This is a genomic window from Flagellimonas marinaquae, from assembly GCF_003992675.1.
Lineage (GTDB): Bacteria > Bacteroidota > Bacteroidia > Flavobacteriales > Flavobacteriaceae > Flagellimonas > Flagellimonas marinaquae.
Genome location: NZ_RZMZ01000015.1, coordinates 867093 through 890632, shown reverse-complemented (window position 1 = coordinate 890632; position 23540 = coordinate 867093). Strand labels below are relative to the sequence as shown.

Annotated in this window: 25 protein-coding genes; 11 read left to right on the top strand and 14 right to left on the bottom strand. The window is 41.6% G+C overall.

The window, feature by feature from the left end:
* Nucleotides 1–18 precede the first annotated feature (18 nt).
* Entirely contained in the window at nucleotides 19–771 is a 753-nt protein-coding gene (locus EO130_RS13430; RefSeq protein WP_127142011.1) for an NYN domain-containing protein, read from the bottom strand.
* A gap of 389 nt (nucleotides 772–1160) precedes the next feature.
* Nucleotides 1161–1646, bottom strand: coding sequence for a YybH family protein (locus EO130_RS13425; protein ID WP_206513152.1), 486 nt, complete (start codon nucleotides 1644–1646; stop codon nucleotides 1161–1163).
* A 241-nt stretch (nucleotides 1647–1887) separates the two neighbouring features.
* Here EO130_RS13425 and EO130_RS13420 point away from each other — a divergent pair, with 241 nt between their 5' ends.
* Entirely contained in the window at nucleotides 1888–2820 is a 933-nt protein-coding gene (locus tag EO130_RS13420; protein ID WP_127142009.1) for a peptidylprolyl isomerase, read from the top strand.
* A 441-nt stretch (nucleotides 2821–3261) separates the two neighbouring features.
* On the opposite strand, the gene EO130_RS13415 is transcribed toward EO130_RS13420, so the two are convergent.
* Nucleotides 3262–3456, bottom strand: coding sequence for a cold-shock protein (locus tag EO130_RS13415; protein WP_127142008.1), 195 nt, complete (start codon nucleotides 3454–3456; stop codon nucleotides 3262–3264).
* 82 nt (nucleotides 3457–3538) lie between these two features.
* Nucleotides 3539–4177 (bottom strand): peroxiredoxin, encoded by a 639-nt coding sequence (locus tag EO130_RS13410; protein WP_127142007.1) that lies wholly within the window; start codon nucleotides 4175–4177, stop codon nucleotides 3539–3541.
* Between the two features lie 146 nt (nucleotides 4178–4323).
* Between EO130_RS13410 and EO130_RS13405 the strand changes: the two genes are divergently transcribed.
* On the top strand, nucleotides 4324–4866 hold the full coding sequence (locus EO130_RS13405; protein ID WP_127142006.1) for a YfiT family bacillithiol transferase: 543 nt from the start codon (nucleotides 4324–4326) through the stop codon (nucleotides 4864–4866).
* 1 nt (nucleotide 4867) lies between these two features.
* On the opposite strand, the gene EO130_RS13400 is transcribed toward EO130_RS13405, so the two are convergent.
* From EO130_RS13400 to EO130_RS13385, 4 genes are all read right to left on the bottom strand, one after another.
* Complete coding sequence (locus tag EO130_RS13400; protein WP_127142005.1) at nucleotides 4868–5410, bottom strand: GNAT family N-acetyltransferase; 543 nt, start codon at nucleotides 5408–5410, stop codon at nucleotides 4868–4870.
* Nucleotides 5411–5420: 10 nt separating this feature from the next.
* Nucleotides 5421–5981 (bottom strand): thioredoxin family protein, encoded by a 561-nt coding sequence (locus tag EO130_RS13395; protein ID WP_127142004.1) that lies wholly within the window; start codon nucleotides 5979–5981, stop codon nucleotides 5421–5423.
* Between the two features lie 98 nt (nucleotides 5982–6079).
* Nucleotides 6080–6454, bottom strand: coding sequence for a PUR family DNA/RNA-binding protein (locus EO130_RS13390; protein ID WP_127142003.1), 375 nt, complete (start codon nucleotides 6452–6454; stop codon nucleotides 6080–6082).
* 76 nt (nucleotides 6455–6530) lie between these two features.
* Nucleotides 6531–8285, bottom strand: a complete 1755-nt coding sequence (locus EO130_RS13385; RefSeq protein WP_127142002.1) for an ABC transporter ATP-binding protein — start codon at nucleotides 8283–8285, stop codon at nucleotides 6531–6533.
* A gap of 179 nt (nucleotides 8286–8464) precedes the next feature.
* Between EO130_RS13385 and nusB the strand changes: the two genes are divergently transcribed.
* The 5 genes from nusB (at nucleotide 8465) to EO130_RS13360 (ending at nucleotide 12880) form a co-directional block, all read left to right on the top strand.
* A complete protein-coding gene (gene nusB, locus EO130_RS13380; protein WP_127142001.1) occupies nucleotides 8465–9412 on the top strand; it encodes a transcription antitermination factor NusB in 948 nt (315 codons plus the stop codon).
* Between the two features lie 38 nt (nucleotides 9413–9450).
* Complete coding sequence (locus EO130_RS13375) at nucleotides 9451–9927, top strand: DUF1573 domain-containing protein (RefSeq protein ID WP_127142000.1); 477 nt, start codon at nucleotides 9451–9453, stop codon at nucleotides 9925–9927.
* Between the two features lie 13 nt (nucleotides 9928–9940).
* A complete protein-coding gene (gene yajC, locus EO130_RS13370) occupies nucleotides 9941–10231 on the top strand; it encodes a preprotein translocase subunit YajC (protein WP_127141999.1) in 291 nt (96 codons plus the stop codon).
* 91 nt (nucleotides 10232–10322) lie between these two features.
* Nucleotides 10323–11672, top strand: coding sequence for a Gfo/Idh/MocA family protein (locus EO130_RS13365; RefSeq protein WP_127141998.1), 1350 nt, complete (start codon nucleotides 10323–10325; stop codon nucleotides 11670–11672).
* Between the two features lie 167 nt (nucleotides 11673–11839).
* Nucleotides 11840–12880 carry a Kelch repeat-containing protein gene (locus tag EO130_RS13360; RefSeq protein WP_127141997.1) on the top strand — a complete coding sequence of 347 codons (1041 nt, stop codon included), beginning with the start codon at nucleotides 11840–11842 and terminating at the stop codon, nucleotides 12878–12880.
* A gap of 31 nt (nucleotides 12881–12911) precedes the next feature.
* Here EO130_RS13360 and EO130_RS13355 read toward each other — a convergent pair whose 3' ends face one another.
* The 6 genes from EO130_RS13355 to EO130_RS13330 all read right to left on the bottom strand — a co-directional run bounded on the left by EO130_RS13355 (nucleotide 12912) and on the right by EO130_RS13330 (nucleotide 17818).
* Complete coding sequence (locus EO130_RS13355; RefSeq protein WP_127141996.1) at nucleotides 12912–13421, bottom strand: hypothetical protein; 510 nt, start codon at nucleotides 13419–13421, stop codon at nucleotides 12912–12914.
* Nucleotides 13422–13559: 138 nt separating this feature from the next.
* A complete protein-coding gene (locus EO130_RS13350) occupies nucleotides 13560–13943 on the bottom strand; it encodes a nuclear transport factor 2 family protein (protein ID WP_127141995.1) in 384 nt (127 codons plus the stop codon).
* A 159-nt stretch (nucleotides 13944–14102) separates the two neighbouring features.
* The gene (locus EO130_RS13345) at nucleotides 14103–14945 is read right to left on the bottom strand and encodes an HAEPLYID family protein (RefSeq protein ID WP_417935517.1); all 843 of its coding nucleotides are present in this window, start codon (nucleotides 14943–14945) and stop codon (nucleotides 14103–14105) included.
* 94 nt (nucleotides 14946–15039) lie between these two features.
* Nucleotides 15040–15375, bottom strand: a complete 336-nt coding sequence (locus tag EO130_RS13340; protein ID WP_127141993.1) for a hypothetical protein — start codon at nucleotides 15373–15375, stop codon at nucleotides 15040–15042.
* Between the two features lie 275 nt (nucleotides 15376–15650).
* Nucleotides 15651–16769, bottom strand: a complete 1119-nt coding sequence (locus EO130_RS13335) for a GNAT family N-acetyltransferase (RefSeq protein ID WP_127141992.1) — start codon at nucleotides 16767–16769, stop codon at nucleotides 15651–15653.
* Between the two features lie 65 nt (nucleotides 16770–16834).
* Nucleotides 16835–17818 (bottom strand): transporter, encoded by a 984-nt coding sequence (locus EO130_RS13330; protein ID WP_127141991.1) that lies wholly within the window; start codon nucleotides 17816–17818, stop codon nucleotides 16835–16837.
* Between the two features lie 87 nt (nucleotides 17819–17905).
* On the opposite strand from EO130_RS13330, the gene EO130_RS13325 reads away from it, so the two are divergent.
* The 4 genes from EO130_RS13325 to EO130_RS13310 are packed head-to-tail and all read left to right on the top strand — an operon-like array spanning nucleotide 17906 to nucleotide 23497.
* Nucleotides 17906–18166 (top strand): DUF4834 family protein, encoded by a 261-nt coding sequence (locus tag EO130_RS13325; RefSeq protein WP_127141990.1) that lies wholly within the window; start codon nucleotides 17906–17908, stop codon nucleotides 18164–18166.
* Nucleotides 18167–18190: 24 nt separating this feature from the next.
* Nucleotides 18191–20776: a YfhO family protein gene (locus tag EO130_RS15625; RefSeq protein ID WP_241244358.1), complete on the top strand. Its 2586-nt coding sequence runs from the start codon at nucleotides 18191–18193 to the stop codon at nucleotides 20774–20776.
* On the top strand, nucleotides 20769–22037 hold the full coding sequence (locus tag EO130_RS13315; protein WP_127141989.1) for a glycosyltransferase family 4 protein: 1269 nt from the start codon (nucleotides 20769–20771) through the stop codon (nucleotides 22035–22037). The genes EO130_RS15625 and EO130_RS13315 overlap by 8 nt, the downstream gene beginning before the upstream one ends.
* The gene (locus tag EO130_RS13310; protein ID WP_127141988.1) at nucleotides 22037–23497 is read left to right on the top strand and encodes a lipopolysaccharide biosynthesis protein; all 1461 of its coding nucleotides are present in this window, start codon (nucleotides 22037–22039) and stop codon (nucleotides 23495–23497) included. The genes EO130_RS13315 and EO130_RS13310 overlap by 1 nt, the downstream gene beginning before the upstream one ends.
* Nucleotides 23498–23540: the final 43 nt, after the last annotated feature.

Sequence of the window (23540 nt, the reverse complement as noted above, 5' to 3'; positions counted from 1 at the left end):
AATTTTCTACAGCCTTCCTTATTTTTTGGCTTTCGTGGCGCGTTTTTTATTTTTTACAAAAATGAGCTTGTGTCTGCTTTTTGGGTTTTCCCTTTGCTCAATTTCAAACTGATTGGTAGACTTTATCAAAGGGGTTAGCTTTTCATACCCATAGTTTCTAGAATCGAAGTTCGGCTGCTTTTTCTGAATCAAACTTCCAACATCGCCAAGAAAAGCCCATCCGTCGTCTTCGGATAAGTCGTTTATAGTGGACCTTATTAAGTTGATTTCCTTTTCTGTTATTTTATCAATGGTAGATTCTGAAGAACGCTTTTCTTCGATTTTGTTCAAGCTTTGATTTTTAAGTATTTCAATATAGATGAACTTATCGCAAGCGACAATGAACGGATTTGGGGTTTTCTTTTCACCAATGCCTATCACTTGCATGCCTGCCTCCCTCAATCTGGTGGCCAGCCGTGTGAAATCACTATCGCTCGAAACAAGGCAAAAACCATCTACTTTTGCCGTGTACAGGATGTCCATGGCATCAATTATCATGGCAGAATCCGTAGCATTTTTACCCGTTGTATAGCCATATTGCTGGATAGGGGTAATGGCATTTTCCAATAATAGGTTTTTCCATTTGGTTAAACCAGGTCTGGTCCAGTCTCCATAGATTCTTTTAATGGTTGGATTACCATATTTGGCAATTTCCTCCATCATTTCCTTGACATTGGCAGAGGGTATGTTGTCACCATCAATAAGGACGGCCATGTTTATATTTTGACTCATTTAATTGCTTTTAGTTGAGGAAAACGGCTCAGGGCTGACTCCGTTTTTTAAATTACCGGAAAGATAGTCATTTGCGATGGATTCCTATCGGGACCAGCATATCGAGTTCTGATCACGCAGGCTATTTGGCCGTTAACAACATCGCACTTTACGGTATCATGGTTTCCCTCTTTTTTTTGACAGGACAAATTAAGGTTGATTCATTTACCTCGGAAAAGGTACAGGAGACAAATGCATGCAGCTTTCATTAAAATTGGGAAACAATGGCTTCATTAATACCCTGTGTCAGCTCTCTGTCAAAAGGTTATTTTACAAATAAGTAGTGTGTTTAATCACTCATTATTATGTATGGGTAGCCGGTTGGGCTATAGGCGTGGTTGGCTTACTTTTTAATCAATGGAATTTATGGAGGGGTCAGCATTACTGATGTCGACTACATTTTTCCAATTGCCATCAGATTGCTTTTTCCAAATCTCGACACCTTTATTAAATACAGTTCTAGTATTGCCCATAGTATCAATGGGCATGGTCATATAATTCTTAAAAATAACATATCCGAGGTCACCACTTTTTGAAACATACGCTTCTTGCGGATTCCAGTTGATCTCGAATCCTGGTATTTTTATTGAGCGTTCTACCATGGCTCTGAGAGAGTCAATTCCAATTACCGCGGGCTCATTGGGCGACATCAAAATTGCATCGTCAGCCCAGTATGACAACATTTCATCTACATTTTTGTTTTTTACGGAATTCGCCCAAGCTTTGGAAATTTCCATTAATTTATCGGCTTCGGCATTTTGATCTATAGCTTTTTCTGTACATCCAGTAAGAAGGGATAAAACTAAACCGGTAATAATGAGTCTATAATTTTTCATAAGAAATTGATTAGTGTTCCATATTATCAAATGATGCTTGGCAATGGTCATCTATCTAAAATAATGTTTTTGAATATATTATCCCAGTATTTCCTGATTTTGGCGTAAATGGCGTAAATGGCTTACATCCAAGTCTTTGGAGTTAAATGGTATAACTTTCCAGCTTCAGTATAATCATCTATCTTTGCAGCTTTGGAATTCTACCAACACATCATTTTATAAACCGATTAACAATCATATCATGCAAGACGGAATCTATGCAAAATTCAACACCACTAAAGGTGACATATTGGTAAAACTCACCCACGACAAAACCCCTGGTACTGTAGGGAATTTTGTGGCCTTGGCCGAAGGGGATATGGAAAATAGTGTAAAGCCTCAGGGAAAACCATATTACGATGGCCTAAAATTTCATAGGGTCATTTCCGATTTTATGATTCAGGGCGGATGCCCAACAGGTACGGGGACAGGGGACCCCGGCTATAAATTTGATGATGAGTTCCACCCGGATTTAGTACACGATGCACCCGGAGTACTGTCCATGGCCAATGCAGGGCCGGGAACTAACGGCAGCCAGTTTTTTATTACCCATGTGGCCACACCTTGGCTCGATAACAAGCATACCGTATTTGGACATGTGCAGGAAGGACAGGATGTGGTTGATGCCATTGCGCAGGGCGATAGCATAGATACGTTGGAAATTGTTCGCGTAGGGGAAGAAGCAAAAAATTGGAATGCCATTGAAGCTTTCAGGAAATTCGAAGGAGCCCGTGAAAAAAGGATTGCAGAGCAGAAGGCGAGGGCAGAAGCTGAAATGGACGAATTGGCCGCCGGTTTTGAAAAAACGACTAGTGGATTGCGATATAAAATCATCCAGAAGGGGAACGGAACCAAAGCCGAAAAAGGCAAAACCGTATCCGTACACTACGAAGGGGCCCTGGCTAATGGTCAGGTTTTTGACTCTTCTTATAAAAGAAAACAGCCCATCGATTTTGTACTGGGCATTGGGCAGGTGATTCCAGGTTGGGAAGAAGGTATTGGTTTATTGAAAGTGGGCGACAAGGCCCGTTTTGTCATTCCATCGCACCTCGCCTACGGAAGCACAGGGGCCGGCGGTGTGATACCGCCTAACGCAACTTTGATTTTTGATGTGGAATTGATGAATGTGAAATAAGAAAATTACACAATGATAAATAAAAGAAGCCTTCGTTTCTGAAGGCTTTTTTTATTTAGCTCGGTTAACGCTCAAAAACAAAAGACAAGCGTTAAGGGCGAGTAGGGTAATAAGAATGCTTAAAAAAGTGGTCATGGTCGCTATGTGTTTATTACGTAACAATCCAACGCAAAAAAACCCTACCTATTGCCTTGGTTCTTGTTTAAAACTATTTTTTGGAACCGTTTACGCTCCAAACCAGTAGCATGGCGTTAACGATCAATAAAAACGAAAGTACTCCAAAAAAGGTGTTCATTTATGCGGTTTTAATGGTTATGGGGAAACAGTGTTCACTTGGTAGATAACCAAAAAACGAAAGGGTTGCGTGGCAGGTAAAAAAAATGGGCACAAAAAAACCCGAGCAACAGCTCGGGCTTACCTAGAAAAAAAAGTCTATATTGTTTATTCCGCAACTTGTACGTTAACGGCATTCAATCCTTTTTTACCTTGTTGTAGTTCGAATTCTACAACGTCACCTTCCCTGATTTCATCAATCAAACCAGAAATGTGTACGAAGTGATCTGTGTTTGAACCATCTTCAGTGATAAATCCGTAACCTTTAGAATCATTGAAGAATTTTACTGTTCCTTTACTCATAATATAAATTAAAAAAATTAAATTGACCACAAAGGTACGTTTAATTTATTGGGAATCAGTTTTTTTCTTCAAAATAAAATGATTATGCCGTCGGATCGGGCGTTAATCGTAGGTACGGTTTGATTTCTTCCACACCTTTTGTAAAGATGCCTTTCGCCTCCTCTGTAGGAATGGCAGGGCTTACCACCACTTTTTCCCCATTTTTCCAGTTGGCGGGCGTGGCTACTTTATGGTTTGCCGTCAATTGCAACGAATCGATGACACGCAACAATTCGAAGAAATTACGTCCTGTAGAGGCCGGGTAGGTTAGGGTAAGCTTTATTTTTTTGTTTGGGTCGATAATAAAAACGGAACGCACGGTAAGTGTATCATCGGCGTTCGGATGAATCATATCGTATAGGTCGGAGACTTTGCGCTCCACGTCTGCCACAATCGGAAAATTGACCTCCGTTCCCTGTGTTTCGTTGATATCCTTGATCCACTCTGCGTGAGAGTCAGCACCATCAACACTTAGGGCCATCATCTTTACATTTCGCTTATCAAATTCGTCCTTAAACTTTGCCGCAGTTCCTAATTCCGTTGTGCATACTGGGGTAAAATCTGCAGGGTGGGAAAATAGGATTCCCCAACTATCGCCAAGATATTCGTAAAAATTCAAAGTGCCTTCCGAAGTCACTGCTGTAAAGTCGGGAGCGGTATCTCCCAATCGTAAAGTTGCCATATATGTTCTGATTTTTAGGTTTGAAATTATTACCCTACAAAATTACTAGATTATTTGGTTAATTATGGGAAAATCAGTTAAAAGTGTATTAAAAATACAGTAGGTAAGACCGACGGCTTGTAATTAAAACTTGTTACTTTTAGCTTATGGAAAAAGATACTATGGAACAATTGCGATACCCTATTGGAAGGTTTGAACTTCCCAAGAAGATCACTAAGGAGGATATTGATGCTTGGATATTTGTTTTGGAACAGCTGCCCGAACGACTATCCCGAATGGTGGGACCACTGACCGATGCGCAACTAAACACACCCTATCGACCCCAAGGTTGGACCGTACGACAGTTGGTTCACCACATTTCCGACAGTCATCACAATAGTTACATTCGCTTTAAATGGGCACTTACGGAAGATACTCCTACCATAAAAGCCTATAATGAGAAGGCGTGGGCTGAACTTTTTGATACACGTACGGCACCCATTCAGCTATCGTTGGACCATTTAAGTGCAGTCCATGCCAAACTGGTTTATTTGCTAAAAGGTCTTTCCGAAGAGCAACTACAGCGAGGTTTTATCCATCCGGACGGAAACCAAGAAACTACAGTAAAGGAGAATATCGCACGGTATGCCTGGCACAGTAACCATCATTTCGCGCATATCGAAAATTTGTTGAAACGGGAAGGATGGTAGTTTAGAGGGTCTTGGTCAAGATCCACATCGCCTTCTCACTTGGTCGGACGTGGGGCAGGGTTACCTCACTCTCCCGTTTTATGGTAAAACCGTTCCTTTGATAAAAATGTACAGGTTTTCCCTTTTGCATCGCATCCAACCAAATGGTTTTTTTGTTGAGTTCCCGAGCTTTCGCCTCCACAAATTGGAGCACGGCTTTCCCAATGCCCTTTCCTGCATATTCCTTTAAAAGATAGATTTTTTCTGCCTTTAGGGTGTCGTGGTCGGATAGCTCATCAATCCCGCAATGCTGCACCAACTTTAGGATACCGACCGTATTGTTTTCCCATTGTACTACATAGTGAAGCGCATTGGGATTTTTTAGTTCTGGCTCTACCACTTCCTTCGTGAGCCCATTCGAAATATACGGGTGTGGGTCGTTGTTTTCCCATAAATGCAGGTAGTGTTGGCAGTAGGACCGTACACCGACCGTTAAATAGGTGTCCAAATTCGATTCGGTAACCGGTTCCAAAACAAGCGTGGGATTGGGCAAAGTCGTATTCATCAAAAACGGGTTAATTGGCTTTCCATTTTATATTACATCCAAGACTTGGTTTTTGGTCGTTGTTGACCTCTTTGCCTTTCAAAACGGCATCCATGGCATTTTTGAGGTCTGTGCCGGTAAGCGGTACTCCGTTCCCTGGCCTAGAATCATCCAATTGGCCACGGTATACCAGTTCCATTTGCTCATCAAAAAGATAAAAATCCGGGGTGCAAGCTGCATCGTATGCCTTGGCCACAGCTTGGGTTTCGTCGTACAGATAGGGAAATGTGTAGCCTTCCTCTTTGGCTTTTTCCTTCATTAAATGTGGTGCATCCTGCGGATAATTTTCCACATCGTTGCTCGATATGGCCACAAAACCGATTCCTTTGGCCTGGTATTCCTTGGCAAGCTTTACGATCATGGGGTTGACATGGATTACAAAGGGGCAGTGGTTGCAAATAAACATGATTACAGTGCCCCTTTCGCCCTTCAGTTCTTGTAAGGTCGAAGTGTTGTCCGAAATCGTGTCCAATAGTTCAAAATCTGGTGCCTTGGTGCCCAAGGGAAGCATATTACTCGGTGTCCTCGCCATTTTTACGCTTTTTTAGGGTTGTTATCGACCAAAGGATAAAAATAAAAAACGGCCTGCAAAAATACAGGCCGTTTATATTTTTTTAAAGAGAGGACTCGTTAGATGTCATCAAAACTAACATCGGTAAAACTGCTGTCGGATGTAGTTCCGTTCTCACTAAAGGTATCCTCCTCCTTCTTAAAGTCCTTTTGATGGCGCTCAGAAATCACTTCACTTCCTTTTTCGTCGATGATATAGTCCATCATTTCTTCCATAATTTCCCGGAAGGCGCTAAAATCTTCTTTGTACAGATAAATTTTATGCTTTTTGTAATGGAAAGACCCATCATCGTGGGTGAATTTTTTGCTTTCGGTGATAGTTAGGTAATAATCTCCGGCCTTGGTGCTCCTTACGTCAAAAAAGTAGGTTCTTCTTCCCGCTCTTAAGACTTTCGAATAAATCTCTTCCTGATCCATTGTATCTTTCTGGCCCATATGGTATAGTGTATTTGGTGCTAATGATGAATTATGTCACCAAAAATGTAAAAAAAAAGCTAATTCAGCAACTTTTTTATGATTCTTTACCCGAAAGCTGATTGATGTAGAGCTCCTTGTAATACCCATCGGTATTGTTCAATTCTTCATGGGTACCTTCTTGGATGATTTTGCCCTCTTCCAGCACAATAATTTTGTCCGCATTCTTGGCCGAAGAAACCCTATGGCTCACAATCAAAGTGGTTTTGCTTTCGGAGAGTTGCTTTAGGTTGTTCAAAATTTCTTCCTCTGTCTCCGTATCCACCGCGGAAAGGCAATCGTCGAACAAATATATTTTAGGGTCTTTCAATAGTGCCCTTGCAATGGAAACCCGTTGCTTTTGCCCACCACTCAGGGTGATTCCACGTTCTCCCAGAATTGTATTGTACTTTTTGGCAAAGCCTTCAATGTTCTTATGCACCACTGCTTTTTTGGCGGCCTCCACAATTTCTTCATGGGTGGCATTCTCGTTGCCCAAACGGATATTGTTTTCAATGGTATCGGAAAAAAGGAAGGCATCCTGTGGCACAGCACCAATGGAGCTTCTAAGACTATCCAGATTAAGTTGTTGTACCGGGACACCATCCACCAACACCTCTCCCGAGGTGGTATCGTACAAACGCGCTACCAAATCCAAAATGGTCGATTTTCCGGACCCTGTCTTGCCCAAAATGGCAACGGTTTGTCCAGCTTCCACGGTAAAGGATACATTTTTTAGTGCCGTAATGTTGGTATCCTCGTAGGTGAAGGTCACGTCCCTGAATTCAATATTTCCTTCGATGGGTGTCGATTCCTTTACTTGGTTTTGGATAGAAGGCTCTTCCTTTAAAAATTCATTGATGCGTTTCTGGGAAGCTTCGGCACGTTGTACGATGGAAGTTAACCAACCCACCACGGCAACGGGCCATGTGAGCATATTCACATACAGGATAAACTCTGCAATAATACCAATGGTCTCAATCTCTCCATTAATATATTGACGCCCACCGATATAAATCACAAATACGTTGCTGATGCCTATCAATAGGAGCATTAAGGGAAAAAACCAAGCATTTACCTTGGCGAGGGACATACTAGTATCTTTGCCTTCTTGAGCCAGTGTTCGCAACTCGTTGTTTATCCTGGGCTCAATGCTGTAGGCCTTGATGACCGAAATCCCGGAAAACGATTCTTGCGTGAAAGTGGATAGTGTGGATAAAAACTCCTGCACTTCGGTGCTTCTTTTGTGGATGATTTTACTGATCTGATAAATCAAAACCGACAAAATAGGCAGAGGCAACAAGGTGTAGGCCGCAAGGGTAGGGGCCTTAATAAACATCAAAGGAACCAAACACACGAACAGCGTTAAGGTCTGTATCCCGTACATAATCGCCGGACCGCCATACATGCGTACTTGATTGACATCCTCACTGATACGGTTCATCAAATCACCAATCCTGTTCTTTTTATAGAAGTTAAGGCTTAAAAGTTGATAATGGTCAAAGACCTCATTTTTTAAATCGTACTCAATATAGCGGGATACGTTGATGATGGTCTGCCGCATCAGAAAGGTGAAAAGTCCCGATAACAAAGCGGCTCCAATAATGATCAAAATGTATTGGAGCAACAACCCTTTGGCATCGGACAGGGTAATCACATCGGACATAAAATCCTCTACGGCCTGTATGGATTTGTTGACATACGAAGGCATTACCAACGAGAAAACCCGGGCAATAATGGTGATCAATATGCCCAAGAAGAGCTTGAGCCAGTATTTTTTGAAGTATTTATTTAGGTGTTTCAGTTCCTTCATAAAAAGGTAAAAAGGTGGTTTAGCTACGATGTAAGCGGACAATCCCGCAAATATATACCATACCCAACAAAGTAAATGTTATAAAACTGATAAGAAAGCAAGTTTGGTAGGTAAGAATCAAATATAAGATTACTTTTGCGGTGTGAAAGCCAAACAATGACTTTAAAAGTTCTTTAAACATGTTAACCAGAAGGCACATTAGGGTAAAAGTAATGCAGTGTATTTATGCATTGGTGCAATCCAAGGACGATTCCTTGCAAAAACAGGAGAAATTCCTGAGGGTAAGTATAGAAAACATGTATGTACTGTACCTTCTAATTTTAAGCCTTTTGGCAGAACTCCACCGTTTAGCGGAAAAACATGTAAGCCACTCCTCCAAAAAGTATGTGGCCACGGAAGAGGATAAATATCCCAATCCCGAAAAATTTATCAAAAACCGTTTGTTGCTACAATTGGTGAACAACCAAGCCTTAAAAGATGAACTTTCTAAGCGAAAGTTGGACAATTGGTACTTGAACGATGAATATGTCAAGATTATTCACAAGGCCATGATATCCAGTGATATTTACAAAGAGTACATGTCCACAGCCGATGGAAGTTATGCAGAAGACCGCGATATGGTCATCCAGCTCTTTAAGGAAATCATAGCTCCCAACGAAAAGATATATGATTACTTCGAGGACGATAAATTGACCTGGGTAGATGATTTCCCTATTGTAAACACCTTTTTGGTCAAGCGCCTCAAAAAGGCCAAGCCCGATTCTGGCGACCGTTTCTTTTTGCCGGCACTGCTCAAGGACCAGCAGGATATGGATTTTGCCAACCAATTGTTGACAAAGACCTTGCTCAATGATGCCAAATGGGAAAAGGAAATTGAGGGCAAAACACCCAATTGGGACAACGACCGTATCGCCGAAATTGATTCCATTGTCTTGAAAATGGCCATTTGTGAGCTACTCAACTTCCCCTCGATTCCAGAAAAAGTAACCTTGAACGAATATTTGGAGATTGCAAAGGAATACTCCACGCCCAAGAGCAGCATCTTTATCAATGGGGTGTTGGACAAGTTGGCGAAGGAGTATAAAGCCGACGGAAGACTTCAAAAAATAGGAAGGGGTTTGCAATAAACAATTATTCCGTAATTTTGGGAAAACAAATTTTAATCATGAAAAGAATAACAACAATTTTAAGTTTGATCATGGTAGTTGCCATTATGGGCGTATCATGCAAGGACAAAGCATCTGAAAAGATAGTTGCTGACAATGTTGAAACTGCGGTAAACAGGGATGAAGCCGCCAAAATGGTACCTGTAATGACTTTTGATAAAGTCGAGCACGATTTTGGAACCATTCAAAGAGGTGAAGCGCAAGAAACTACCTTTTCCTTTACCAATACCGGTAATGCACCTTTGATCATTACCGATGCTAAAAGTAGCTGTGGTTGTACCGTGCCAAACCCTCCAAAAGATCCTATCGCACCAGGAGAAAAAGGAGAATTGTTGGTAAAATTCAATGGTTCTGGACAAAACCAAGTTACCAAAACGATTACCGTTAACGCAAATACCGCCAAAGGTTCCGAAATTTTGAGAATCAAGGCATTTGTGCAAGCACCAGGAGCTACACCAGCAGGTCCTGTAAAATAACTAAAAGACCTCAATGGAAAACTTAGGACAATTTTTACCGCTGATTTTGATTTTCGCCGTGGCGTACTTCTTTATGATTCGCCCGCAGATCAAACGTCAGAAGGATGAGAAAAAATTCGCTTCAGAATTGAAAAAAGGTGATAAGATCATCACCAAGAGTGGGCTTCACGGCAAAATCGTGGAATTGAACGATAATGATTTTTCGTGCATTATCGAAACCATGGCAGGCCGTTTAAAGTTTGATCGCTCGGCCATTTCCATGGAAATGAGCCAGAAATTGAACGCACCCGCTGCAAAGAAGTAAGCGTTTACCAAAATTATAATTTTATAAGACGTCCCTTGGAGTGATTATTTCAAGGGACGTTTTTTTGTATCTTATCCCAAATTTCAACAAGATGGGAACAAGAAGACAATTTGTAAAGCGAAGTGGTTTGTATGTTGCAGGTATGGGAGCCTCCATGGTATTCCCTACCGAGATGTTGGCCGCCATTCGAAAAACCATAAGCCCGAACGATAGAATACAGGTTGGATTGATTGGTTGCAAAGGCATGGGCTTTACAGATTTGACATCCTTGTTGAAAAACAGCGAGGTCGATGTGGTCGCTCTCTGTGATGTGGACGAAAATGTACTTCGCGAAAGAACCTCGGATTTAGAAAAGGCAGGCATCAAAAAGCCGAAATGGCACTCAGATTATAGAAAATTATTGGAGGATACCGATATCGACATTGTCATTATTGGTACACCGGACCATTGGCACTGTCTCCAGCTCACCGATGCCATTGATGCCGGAAAGGATGTGTATTGCGAAAAGCCGATTGCCAATTCTGTGGCAGAGAGCCAGGCCATGCTTTCCAAGGTGAACGGTAGTGACAGAATGGTACAGATAGGGCAGTGGCAACGTAGCGAACCCCATTTTGTGGATGCCATCAACTATGTGCACTCTGGAAAGTTGGGACAGATTCGTTTGGTGAAAACCTGGGCCTATCAAGGTTGGATGCAGTCTGTGCCCGTGTTGCCGAATAGCCCCGTACCCAGTGGCGTGGACTACAATATGTGGTTGGGCCCCGCAGAAAATCGGCCTTTCAATAAAAATAGGTTTCATTTTAGTTTTAGATGGTTTTGGGATTATGCCGGCGGTTTAATGACCGATTGGGGCGTACATTTGATTGATTACGCACTTTTCGGAATGAAAGCTTCCGCTCCCAAATCCGTAATGGCCATGGGAGGCAAGTTTGCCTACCCCAACGATGCGGCCGAAACACCTGATACCCTGCAAACGGTGTATGATTTTGGAGAATTTTCCCTGTTATGGGAGCATGCCACCGGAATAGATGGCGGTAACTACGGACGAAATCACGGTATTGCCTTTATTGGAAATAACGGTACCTTGGTGTTAGATCGTGGGGGATGGGAAGTAATCCCAGAGCGTGACCGTCCCAATTGGGACCAAGATTTAGGGCCAAAAATTGAGGCTGTTCCCTTGCAAACAGGCGGGGGCAATGGCTTGGACCTTCATACCCAGAACTTCTTGGAAGCTGTTAAAAATCGCGATAAATCCATCTTAAAAGCTCCTATCAAAGTGGGTTATGATGCCGCCATGGTAAGCCATTTGGGCAATATTGCCTACAAAACCGGGGAACGCTTGTTTTGGGATGCAGCGAATAACAGATTCAACCAAACCGAAGCAGATGCCTTACTGGTGCCCCGATATCATAATGGTTGGGAATTTCCGAAGATGGGATAAGCTATATTTAAGTTAAACCAAGGAAATTAATGTAGGTGCGTACTTTTTGATTAAGTCCATTTTTTAGGCGTATCAACGGAATTATTTCATTACAAAAAGCCGAGCAGCTTATTATTACAAAATCGAATCCGATTTACCCCATAGTTCGTAAATCCAATAACTTAATTATGACCCTATTTAAAAATTGTTCATACTATGCACTTGTTGTATTGTTCATAGGGTGTTCAAGTGGTGACAGCAATGAAATACTAAATCCGGATGCAGCTGAAGAAGAGACAGAGTCCCCAATAGAGAATCCAAACCCAAGCAACGAAGGTGTACTTGATCTGGTGAGCGTTCAGTACGTAGCCGATACTCCAAAGTTAGCTATGGATTTACACTTGGTCTTAGGTAATTCATTGTATTCCATTAAAGGGCAAGACACCTATGTTTTTAATTTCGATACAACGGTTTGGACCTATTTAGGCTCTGATCCAGATTTACCCAATTTTATTGCATCCGGTATCAGTTTTCTGAGAAATGGACTATGGACCATTTTCACATCAAGAGGTTTATACGAGTTCGATTTTAGTCTTCAAGATTGGAAGGCCATTGATGTATTTCCACTAAATGAGAATTTTTATATTTCTGCCTTTTACATTGAAGAACAGGATGCCATTTATTATGTTGACCCAGCCAACGGAAATCGAACCATTTATAAATACCTTTTGGATACCAATGAGTCAATCGCCCAAGGAGGTTATGGCCTCAATGGTAATTTCAGCTTGGTAAGTCCCAATACCTTTGTTCACAACAATGGATATTATATCACATATGTTACAGACGAAGAGGTCTTTGAAGTGCATAAGTTCAGTAGTGATTTTACCAAACTCGAAATGGTAAACAGCTACAATGTTGGCCATTCTTTGGACAATGGTGTTGCTATGCTATTTGAAGACTATATTATTTTTGGATTGGGAGGGGTTTCCAATTTAAACGAAGACCTATCAGTCACTTTTTTGAGGTCCGACCGAAGATTTTATTTCTACGATTTGGTCAATGATAAATTTTTGGATATTCCATCCTATTTTTATGAAGGTCGTATGAATGCTAGCTTGGTAACTTACAATAATGAGTTTTACTTGATTAATGGTTTCACTATAGAAAACAATCAAAACGAGCCTAAACTGTCCATGGAGAAACTAAAGTTTAACCACGTAACGAATTAAACATCTTATTATGGACTCCCATAGCTCCAATTTAGTCTAGCTCAGTCTTTACTTGAAATATTTTGTTCTGACTGTAGATGGTAGTTCCAAAAAGTTTCCATTGTAAATTACCGTTGACACACCAAACAGTGCCACTATCACCCTCTATCCCAACGCCATCGACAGATAGGAGCTCCCAGTCATATCCGCTGACAAATCCACTTAAAAAACTGCTACTTTTAAGCGGAATATATTTATTTCCTTGAACTGAATACTCCAAAAGGAAATGGATGTTCATTGTCCAATTGTCCTCCACCATATGATGTACCATTTTGGAACTATTAAAATTCGCATGGTCGTCCTTTAGATAGATGTTTTGATTTGCCTTATCCGTACTGGATGCTACAATAATCTGTGTGACTCCAATGACCAAAAAGAGAATCTGAAAGGTCTTATACTTGGGGTTAAAAAACCGCTTTCCTTTAGCAAGAAAGCTGAAAAGCAAATAGAAAAAATAGAGAGGTAAGAAAACATTGATCAAGGACCATAACAGATAAATCATAGAACTTTTTTTGATGACATACTGATTTCATGCCTAATTTACAAAATATAGGTAAAATCTGACATGAATATGGAAGACATTAATGGTAGTTCTGTTAAATAAGGGCTGCGATAGAACCAAAGTGATAATCTGTAAAAGTCAATTTTGAGTTTTCTGAATTACATATGAGGTAATAGCTTTCACTTTGATCCCTTTGGCACTGGTAAACCCATAAAAATCCGCAAATCCAAAAACGCCGCCATCTTCCATGGTCATTTCACCGTGAACCGCTGCTTCTTTGCCGTGGGTAACAATACCATTTATGGTGAGCTTTGCCACTTTATTCCCGCTCATATTTTCCAATGCTGATTTAAACGCCGCTTTTCCGGATATAGGGGTATTGCCAACCAAGGTCCAACTGATGTTATCGTCCAAGAATTGAAACACCTGATTAAGTTCGTAGGCTGCGAAATGGACGGTGAGATTTTTTACCAATTCGCTTTTGGGTGAGTTTCCGCAGTTTTTGGGTAATTTTAGTTCCATGACAAACAGTTTATTGAAAATTAAAATTTTGTTTGTAAAAAGTCTGGTTTGGGATTGTGGTGCAGTGACCAAATGTACCATTCCCTTTACCAGACTCTAAACATGCGTCAATTTAATCAATTTGTCCTATGGCTATTAATTTGAGGGCTTTTCAAAAAATTATCTTTTATGATGTCCAGGTTCCCAAATAAGCCGAACAAAAGAACTCAATCTTTCGTTGTCCCTACTGACCGGGATACCCGCAACAATTCCAATCAAAAGGTTGTCCGCAATACCTAAACGCATTTGTGGTCTCATGGTCATATCGAACTTACCGTAGTCTAGGGTTTTATTAAATTCAATCCCGATAAAGTTACGTGTACCCGAAATCATATAATGAAAGCTTGTATTCATGTCATAAATTGTATGAATCGTATTAGAAACAAAATGCTGTTCCACCTTTGGTCCCGTATAGAGCAGGGAGTGAAAGTTATTGCCCCAGCGTTTGGCAACGACCAAAAATGGGTTGTACACGTTTCCACTGATCAGAGGCTTGCCAAAATTTCCAAAGTCGGAAAGCTCAAACTCGTTGATATACCCGATTGCCATCGAGGTGGCCATGGGTTCGTTGACAAAGAACGACCACTGGGCGGCAATTTTAAGACTATTCAAGCTGTTGGAAGGAATCGTGTTGTTGCCAGCACCACTTACCGGAGCATAAAATGTAAAGGGTAGTTCTACTTCCAAGCCCAATCGGTCTACAGGAGCCCATTCATATTCGATAAGAGCCTCATAGGAATCAAATCTTAAATTATCTGTAATTCCCAAACCTATGTTCCACTCTTTTTCTCCTTTTCTTGCCCCTAAATCCCGTATGAGGTCAATATATAAGGGTTCTGCGTGCAAGACCTTATCAGGTTCTTTATGATCTTCCACTTGTTCAATAAATAGGCTGTCCTTTTCAGCATTGGTAATTTGCGCAGCGGTATAACTGCTGAATGCCAATAATAACAGTAATGGCATCAATGATTTTTTGATATGCATTTGATTTGTTTTAAAAGCGTTAAATGTTTCCCATGACCTTTAGGTCATAGGTGATAAACGTCGAGGTAACAAATCAAACTTTTGGAGGTGGACTCTCTAAATCATAAAAACCCATTGTTAGGCGGGCACCATGGTCGAGATATAATTTTTTCTTGAGATTCAATGAATACTTAAGTCCTTCACTGCTCTGGGTTGAATACACCAGTAAATCAATCTTAACATTCTTTTTCTTGTTGTGCTCTTCCGAATCTGGATCATCATATTCCACAAAGGCGTCTTCAAACCCTAAAAATTGCTCAACGATGATTTCAACAATACTTTCTTGGTCATTAAAGGATAGGTCTTCGGGGATGTACTCAGGATTAGGGTCTGCGGTATCCACACAAATATTGAGTAGATAAAGTCCCATTAATCCGCAAAGGTATTTGGTGAGTCTGCTATTTCGTATCCGGCCTATCATACGTAACTTGAAACGCGGATTCGTTTAATTTCTTGTAACGGAATGAAATTTTCTTTGGTCGAAAGTCATTTTAAAGCATCTTTTAATCGACCAATTCTTTAGAGAAATAGATTCTTTTTTTTGACTATTGGAAAACAATGGGTTGGCTATCATTTTTAAACCTGATTGCTGACTTAATCTGCACTACAATGACTTTAGGCTAACATGAAAAGGTTGAGTGTTTGCTAAATATCCTTTACATAGGTCCTGCGTCGCTTAATGACCTTAGGGTCAAAATGCTTCCACATTCGCTGTATGGCAATGTTATCCTCCAATTCCGGGGTACGGATACAGTTCACCACGCCACGCTTTTCAAAGGTGTGATAAAACTCATTAAAAATAATGGAGGTCACGCCTTTGTTTTGGTATTTGGGGTGGATACCGATTAGGTAGAAAATAGCATCCTTGCTGTGTTTTCGGGCGTGAAGCAAGTGAAAAATCCCAAAGGGGAATAGCTTTCCATTGGCTTTTTGCAAGGCTTCGGAAAACGAGGGCATCACAATGGCAAAAGCTACAAGATTATCTTCTTCATCCACCACAAATTTGATGTACTCCGGATTGATAAAGCTGATGTACTTCTTTTTAAAATACTCCTTTTGTATATCGGTAATCTTTACAAAGGAGGACAGTTTGGCGTAGCTCTCGTTGAAGAGGTCGAACATTTTATCCACCCAAGGCATGATATCCGCACTTTTTTCAAAGTTCATTTCGCGAAGTCCGTATCGCTTTTTGATCAACAGATTTGCCTTGGCAAACAGTTTAGGGTCGGCGTTGGCGGCAGGGAATTTACTCTCACGATATTCCTTTTCCTTGGTAAAACCGTGCTGTTCGTAATGCGATTGGTAGTACGGATGGTTGTACCAGGTAACCATAGTGCCTATGTGGTCAAAACCTTCGGTTAGCACACCCACTTTGTCCAAATTGGAGAAGCCCACAGGCCCTTCCATGTACTCCAGATTGTTGGCTTGGCCAATTTCCTTGACTTTGTCCAATAGGGCTTTGGAAACCTCTAGATCGTCTACAAAATCGAACCATCCAAAACGCATCTTTTTAAGTCCTTGTTCTTTGACTTCCAGCCAATTAATGATGGCCGCTACGCGCCCAACGATTTTATTGTCCCTATACGCCAAAAAGAACTGAGCCTCGGCCGTTTTAAAAACAGGGTTGACATCCTTGTCAAAGGAGGCCATCTCATCTTTGATGATGGGCGGTACCCAATACGGAGACCCTTTATATAGGGTAAACGGAAATTTTACGAAGCGCTTAAGGTCGGATTTGGACTGAACCTGCTGAACGGTAACCATAGTTGCAAATTAATCCCAATATTATGAATATTAGTTGCAGTAGAAAAATGAAGTTGTGACAAAACTTAAAAATCGATGGGTCCGTTGCGGTTTTTTCTACGCTTTTTTGATTTTCGCTTGTTGGCGTTCTTTTTAATCTTGCCGTTCATTCCGGATTGCTGTTCAATCACCGGGATAAGTTCATCCTTATGAAAATCCAAACGGTAAGAAAATCCAAGTACCACAAAAATTCTAGAAGGGTCGTTGTTAAAGCCAGAACCCAAATGAAAATCAGCCTGGAAATTAGGATTAATAAGGCGAGCTACTCCCGTTCTTAAAATAATATCCGAATAGCGTTCTCCGGAAATCCCTTGGCCTTCAAAGAAAACACTCCACCGCGGGTCGCGAAAAGCGTGGGTGACCGATAGGGCGTAGCGCCATTCGGGGAAATCGGTGGTGATGCGATCATAAGCGATGTTCGAAATCAAAACGAACCTAGGGGAAAGCCTGCTTTGTGTTTGAATGCCTCCTCGGTAGGAAATTGTGGGTTCGCCTGGATAAAACGGATTGTCACCCACCACAAAATTGGCTCCACCGTACACCGAAACGGCAGGAATCAGGTTTTTCCACTGAAATACATTGTTGGCCCTCCAACTATATAAATTGGGTTTGTTTCGTTCTGGATTTTTAAAGGGATCATAAACCAGATACTTAAGACCCACACGGTTTCTGGAAAAATTAGTCAGTGTTCCCTCGATTCCCAAATCGGGATAGAGAATGTTCTGGGTAATAAAAGAACCTTCGGCAATCACTTCCAATTCCTCAAAAAGCAAACCGTATCTAAAGGCGTAATCGGCCCCAAAAATATTGGAATCCGAGTTAAGGTCGGCATTGTCCTGCTGTTCATAGAGCATACCAATCTCTGCCTGAATTACATTTTTTCCCACAGCGTAGGCACTGGCGGCCCTACCAGGTCGGTTGGAATTGATGACATCGGTATATTGGGCAGATGAAAAAAAGGGTAACAGAACGAAAAGGAATACTGACTTTTTGATCATGGAAAGGTCCATATAACTGGGTTTTTAATACTATTTTAAGATACGTTTTATGGGTTTACGGGACTAACAATGTAACTTTGATTCGATAACTGAGGTTATATGGTTTTATTACAAACGATTTTAATCGTCATATTAGTATACTACGGGCTTAAATTCCTGTTGAAGTGGTTGGCGCCAAAACTCTTGAATTATGCGGTAAAAAAGACCAACGAACGCTTCAATGAGCAGTTTGGCAACCGGCAAGATTTTGATTCTGCGGAGACTAAGGAAGGGGAGACCATCATATCCAAAAAACCGCCCCGACGCTCCAACTCCTCAAAAAAAGTTGGAGAATACATAGATTTTGAGGAAATTGATTAATATTTGCCGAATCAAAACCTATCCATGACTCTTTCTCCAAAAGCCATTATCACCCACATTTGTGTTATTGCTTTGTTCATCCTTGCCTCGCTGGTCTATTTCTATCCGGTATTGCAAGGAAAAGCCATTTTCCAGTCCGATATTGCCCAGTACAAGGGCATGGCCCAAGAACGGGATGCTTATAAAGATTTGACAGGGGAGGAGTCCTATTGGACCAACAGCGCTTTTGGTGGCATGCCAACCTATCAGTTGGGTGCAAATTATCCACATAATTATATTAAGGAGCTGGACCGTTTGATTCGGTTTTTGCCACGACCAGCCGATTACCTTTTTTTGTATTTAATTGGATTTTATATCCTGCTGCTGTGCTTGAAGGTCGATTTCCGATTGGCCGCTCTAGGAGCCGTGGCCTTTGGCTTTTCCACTTACCTGATTATCATTCTTGGTGTGGGCCACAATGCCAAGGCCCATGCACTTGGCTATATTCCCATGGTTTTAGGGGGAATTATCCTTGTTTTTCGAAAAAAGTACATACTGGGCTTCATTTTGACGGCCTTGGCCATGGCGTTGGAAATTAGTGCCAACCACTACCAAATGACCTATTATTTTATGCTCTTGGTATTGGTGATGGGCCTTGTTTATTTGATTTATGCCATTAAAGAAAAGGAATTAAAACACTTTTTTGTCTCCGTGGGCATTTTGATACTGGCCGTGGCCCTGTCTATTTTTACAAATGCCACCAGTCTGATAGCAACCAAAGAATATGCCGATTGGAGTACGCGCGGCAAATCTGAATTGACCATTAACCCCGATGGGAGCGAAAAAGCAATTTCTACGGGCTTGGATTACGAATACATCACCCAATATAGCTACGGAATTGCCGAATCCCTCAACCTATTTGCGCCGAGATTGTTTGGAGGGTCGGGCAACGAGGATTTAGGCAGGGATTCCAAGGCTTACGAATATTTGACCGACCAAGGATTGTCGCCCACCAAAGCCCTGGAGTTTTCCAGCGGACTGCCGTTATATTGGGGTGACCAGCCCATCGTGGCAGCACCAGCCTATGTGGGTGCCATTGTATTTTTCCTGTTTGTTTTGGGTGCTTTTTTGGTCGATGGAAAAAAGAAATGGTGGTTGTTATCTGGCGCCATATTGTCCTTAGTGCTTTCTTGGGGAAAGAATTTTCCAGATTTTTCTAATTATTCGATCATTGGGCATATCCTTTTCGTTCTTTTTGTAGCTGCTATATTTTTTATAAAAAAGAAAGAGTGGAAACCATGGCTGTTATTTGGTGCCATCTTTGCCTTTGTGGTATCACTGAGTCGATACTTTGGCACATTGACTGAATTTATGATCGACTACTTTCCACTGTACAACAAATTCAGGGCGGTTTCCTCAATTCAAGTGGTATTGGAGCTTTGTTTGCCTGTGTTGGGAATTCTAGGAATTCGCGAATTGTTCAAATCATCGGTGGACCAAAAGGAAAAACTAAAAGCTTTAAAGCTAAGTTTCTTTATTTCTTTGGGACTCGGTATCCTGATTTTCTTGCTCAAAGGGTTCTTTGATTTTGAAGGACTCCGTGACGAAACCTATCGCGGATACTTTGGTGATGAATTGATGACCATGATACAGCGTGATCGCGAAGCGGTATACATCAACGACACCATCCGTTCCATTATTTATGTGACTTTGGCCGCGGCTGTGCTTTGGTTCTTCGTCAAGGATAAAATCAATAAAAACATGCTGGTTTTTGCCATGGGTACCTTGATTCTGTTTGATTTGGTAGGTGTTGACCTTAGATATGTCAATGCGGGGGATTTTGTACGTCAGCGACAGGTCAACCAACCGTTTCAGGCCAATCAAATCGACCAAATGATACAGCAGGATGATTCCATCTACCGGGTGTTCGACCCTCAAGAGGGTATCAATGGGGCACGAACGTCCTATTTCCATAAATCCATAGGCGGTTACCATGCGGCAAAACCTAGGGCACTTCAGAATTTGTTTGAATACCATCTGTACCAAAACAACCTACAGGTCTTGAACATGCTGAACGTCAAATATATTATTCAGCAAGACGAGGAGGGAAATAGCTATCCTGCCGTCAACCCCGATGCCAACGGCAATGCGTGGTTTGTGGACCAGTTGCTGCCCGTTTCTTCCGCCAATGAAGAAATTTTAAAGCTCAAGGATTTCAATTCCAAAACGCAGGCGGTTGTGAATACTTCGGAATATCCGGCGTTGACCAAACTACGGTATTCTGTAGATTCGTTGGCACGCATCGATTTAGTGGATTATCGCCCGAATAGCATTACTTACACCGCCAACAATCCAAATGATGGTTTTGCGGTCTTTTCCGAGATGCATTATCCCTCGGGTTGGCATGCGTTTATCGATGGTGAGCCACAAGAGCATTATCGAGTGGACTACGCACTTCGCGGGATGAAAGTCCCATCGGGGCAGCACAAAATCGAGTTCAGGTTTGAGCCTGAGGTTGTGGAAACCGGAAGTCAGATTACGTTGGCCTCCAATATTCTGTTGGGGTTGATTATCGTAGGAGGTCTTGGTTTTACCCTGTTCCGCAGAAAAAAGGAAGAATCCCATGCGTAAAGTCTTGGTCATAGCGTACTATTGGCCTCCCGCAGGGGGACCAGGAGTACAGCGTTGGCTCAAGTTCGTAAAATACCTGCCCGATTTTGGATTTGAACCCATAGTATACGTCCCCGAAAACCCAAGTTATCCGATAGTGGACGAAAACTTGCTTAAAGAAGTACCTTCATCCATCAAAATCCTCAAAAAACCTATCAAAGAACCGTATGGCTGGGCTTCGCTTTTATCTAAAAAGCAGACCAAGACCATCAGTTCGGGAATCATCAAGGAAAAGGATCCTTCCTTTATGGAGAAAGTTCTTTTGTGGATTCGAGGAAATTTTTTCATACCCGACGCACGGAAACTTTGGGTAAATCCATCCATTTCCTATTTGGCAAAGGTGATTGCGGACGAGGGTATCGGGACCATCATCACCACTGGACCACCGCATAGTCTACATTTGATTGGTCTAGGACTCAAAAAAAAATATAATGTTCAGTGGATCGCTGATTTTCGCGATCCTTGGACTTCCATCGGATATCACAAAAAATTACGGTTGACCGAGTCGTCCCGCTTGAAACATGAAGCTTTGGAAAGGGCGGTATTGGTGAAAGCAGATAAAATTGTCGTGACAAGCCATACGACCAAATCAGAATTTAAGACGATTACGCCCAAACCCATCAAGGTAATCACCAATGGCTTTGATGATGAATTGCAACCGTTGGAACTGGATGCCGATTTCACCGTTTCCCATATAGGTTCGTTGTTGACCGGTAGAAACCCCTTCGGATTGTGGCAAGCGTTGCAGGAATTGATTGCTGAAAACGAAGACTTCAAAAAGTCGCTCAAGATACAATTGGCTGGAGTAGTGGGGGAAGAAGTGCTGCAATCCATTGAAGATTTTGGACTCATGGATTGCGTACAACAGATGGGGTATCTTTCGCATGATAAGGTTTTGGAAGCACAGCAAAAATCACAATTATTATTGCTTTTGGAAATCGATTCCGAAGAGACCCGGGGCATTATTCCTGGCAAGTTATTTGAATATTTGAACGCCAAGCGTCCTATTTTGGCCATCGGACCGCATGAGTGGGAAGCAGGCAGTATGGTGGAGCAACACCAAGCGGGGCATATGTGCCTGCACAAGGATGTAGCGTCTTTAAAAAGTGTACTTTTAGAGGCATTTCACAATTATCAAGAAGGAAATTTGAACTGTACTTCGGAAGGGGTGGAGCAGTACCACAGAAGGGCATTAACGGAATCTTTGGCTAAATTTATCTAATGGGCGTCGTTCTAAAGCAATCCATACAAAATACGGTGGTCACCTATTTGGGTTTCCTTTTTGGGGCTATTAACACCTTGTTCTTGTACACGAAAATCCTACCGGATGAATACTATGGGCTGGTTACCTTCATTTTGGCATCGGGCGCTATTTTGATGCCTTTGATGGCTTTTGGGGTGCACAACACCATGGTGAAGTATTACAGTAATCATCTCGAAACGGAAAAGGATGGGTTCTTCACATTGATGTTGTTGATTCCATTGTTGGGAATAGTTCCTGTAGCCCTAATTGGCCTAATATGGTACGAACCTATCGGGAATTGGGTGTCCCAAGTAAACCCCATGGTGAAGGATTACCTTTGGTATGTTTTCTTTGTGGGGCTGGCGATGGGCTATTTTGAGGTATTTTATTCGTGGGCCAAGGTACATCTCAAATCGGTTTTCGGGAATTTCATGAAGGAGGTATTTGCCCGTATTGGAGTTTCTATACTATTGATCCTTTTCTATTTTGAATTGATTTCGCTCGACTTGTTTTTTAAATGTTTGGTGGGAATATATCTGTTGCGTACGGTTATCATCAAACTATATGCGTTCCGACTGAGAATGCCCCGATTGGTTTTTACATTTCCACCGTACACCAAAGAAATTTTATCCTATTCTTTCCTGATCATTTTAGGAGGCTCGGCCGCCTTGATTTTGTTGGAAATCGATAAGGTGATGCTCAATCAGTTTATCAGTATTGAAAATGTGGCCTATTACGGGGTATCGGTATACATTGCTACGGTGATTATTGTGCCTTCACGGGCCATGCATCAGATCACTTATCCGCTTACCGCCGAATTGCTCAACGCTCAAAACACCTTGGGATTGGATCATTTGTACAAAAAAACATCCTTGACGCTTTTTATTGCATCGGGCATTTTGTTTGTACTCATCATTTTAAACCTGAACGATTTGTATTTGATGCTGCCCGAAAATTATCGAAACGGGTTTACCATCGTGTTTTTGATTGGGCTGGCCAAGGTGATGGACTCCCTGTTGGGCAACATCAATTCTATTTTATATAATTCGCAGTATTACAAAACCGTATTGGTCTTTGGTGTCTGTTTAGCTGCATTGACGATTTTTCTAAATTATCTGTTGATTCCCAAATGGGGTTTGGAGGGTGCTGCTGCCGCCAGTTTTATATCCATTTTTATTTTTAATGTGGTGAAGGTGGTTTTTGTGAATATGAAATTTGGGATATTGCCTTTTACCTCGGCTACCTTTAAGGTTTTTGCCACATTGATTCTATTGGCCGTATTGTTTGATTTGGTCCAGTTCCAGTTTCATCCGATTATCAATATTGCGTTGAAGTCCTTCCTAGTGGTGCTGATGTACGTGGGGATTTTGTACCGTTTTAATATTTCGGAGGATGTTACAGGTATTTTATCCAAATGGCTTAAAAAAAATACCCCGTAGTGGATAAATCCGACTACGGGGTAAAACAACTAACCAACCTAAA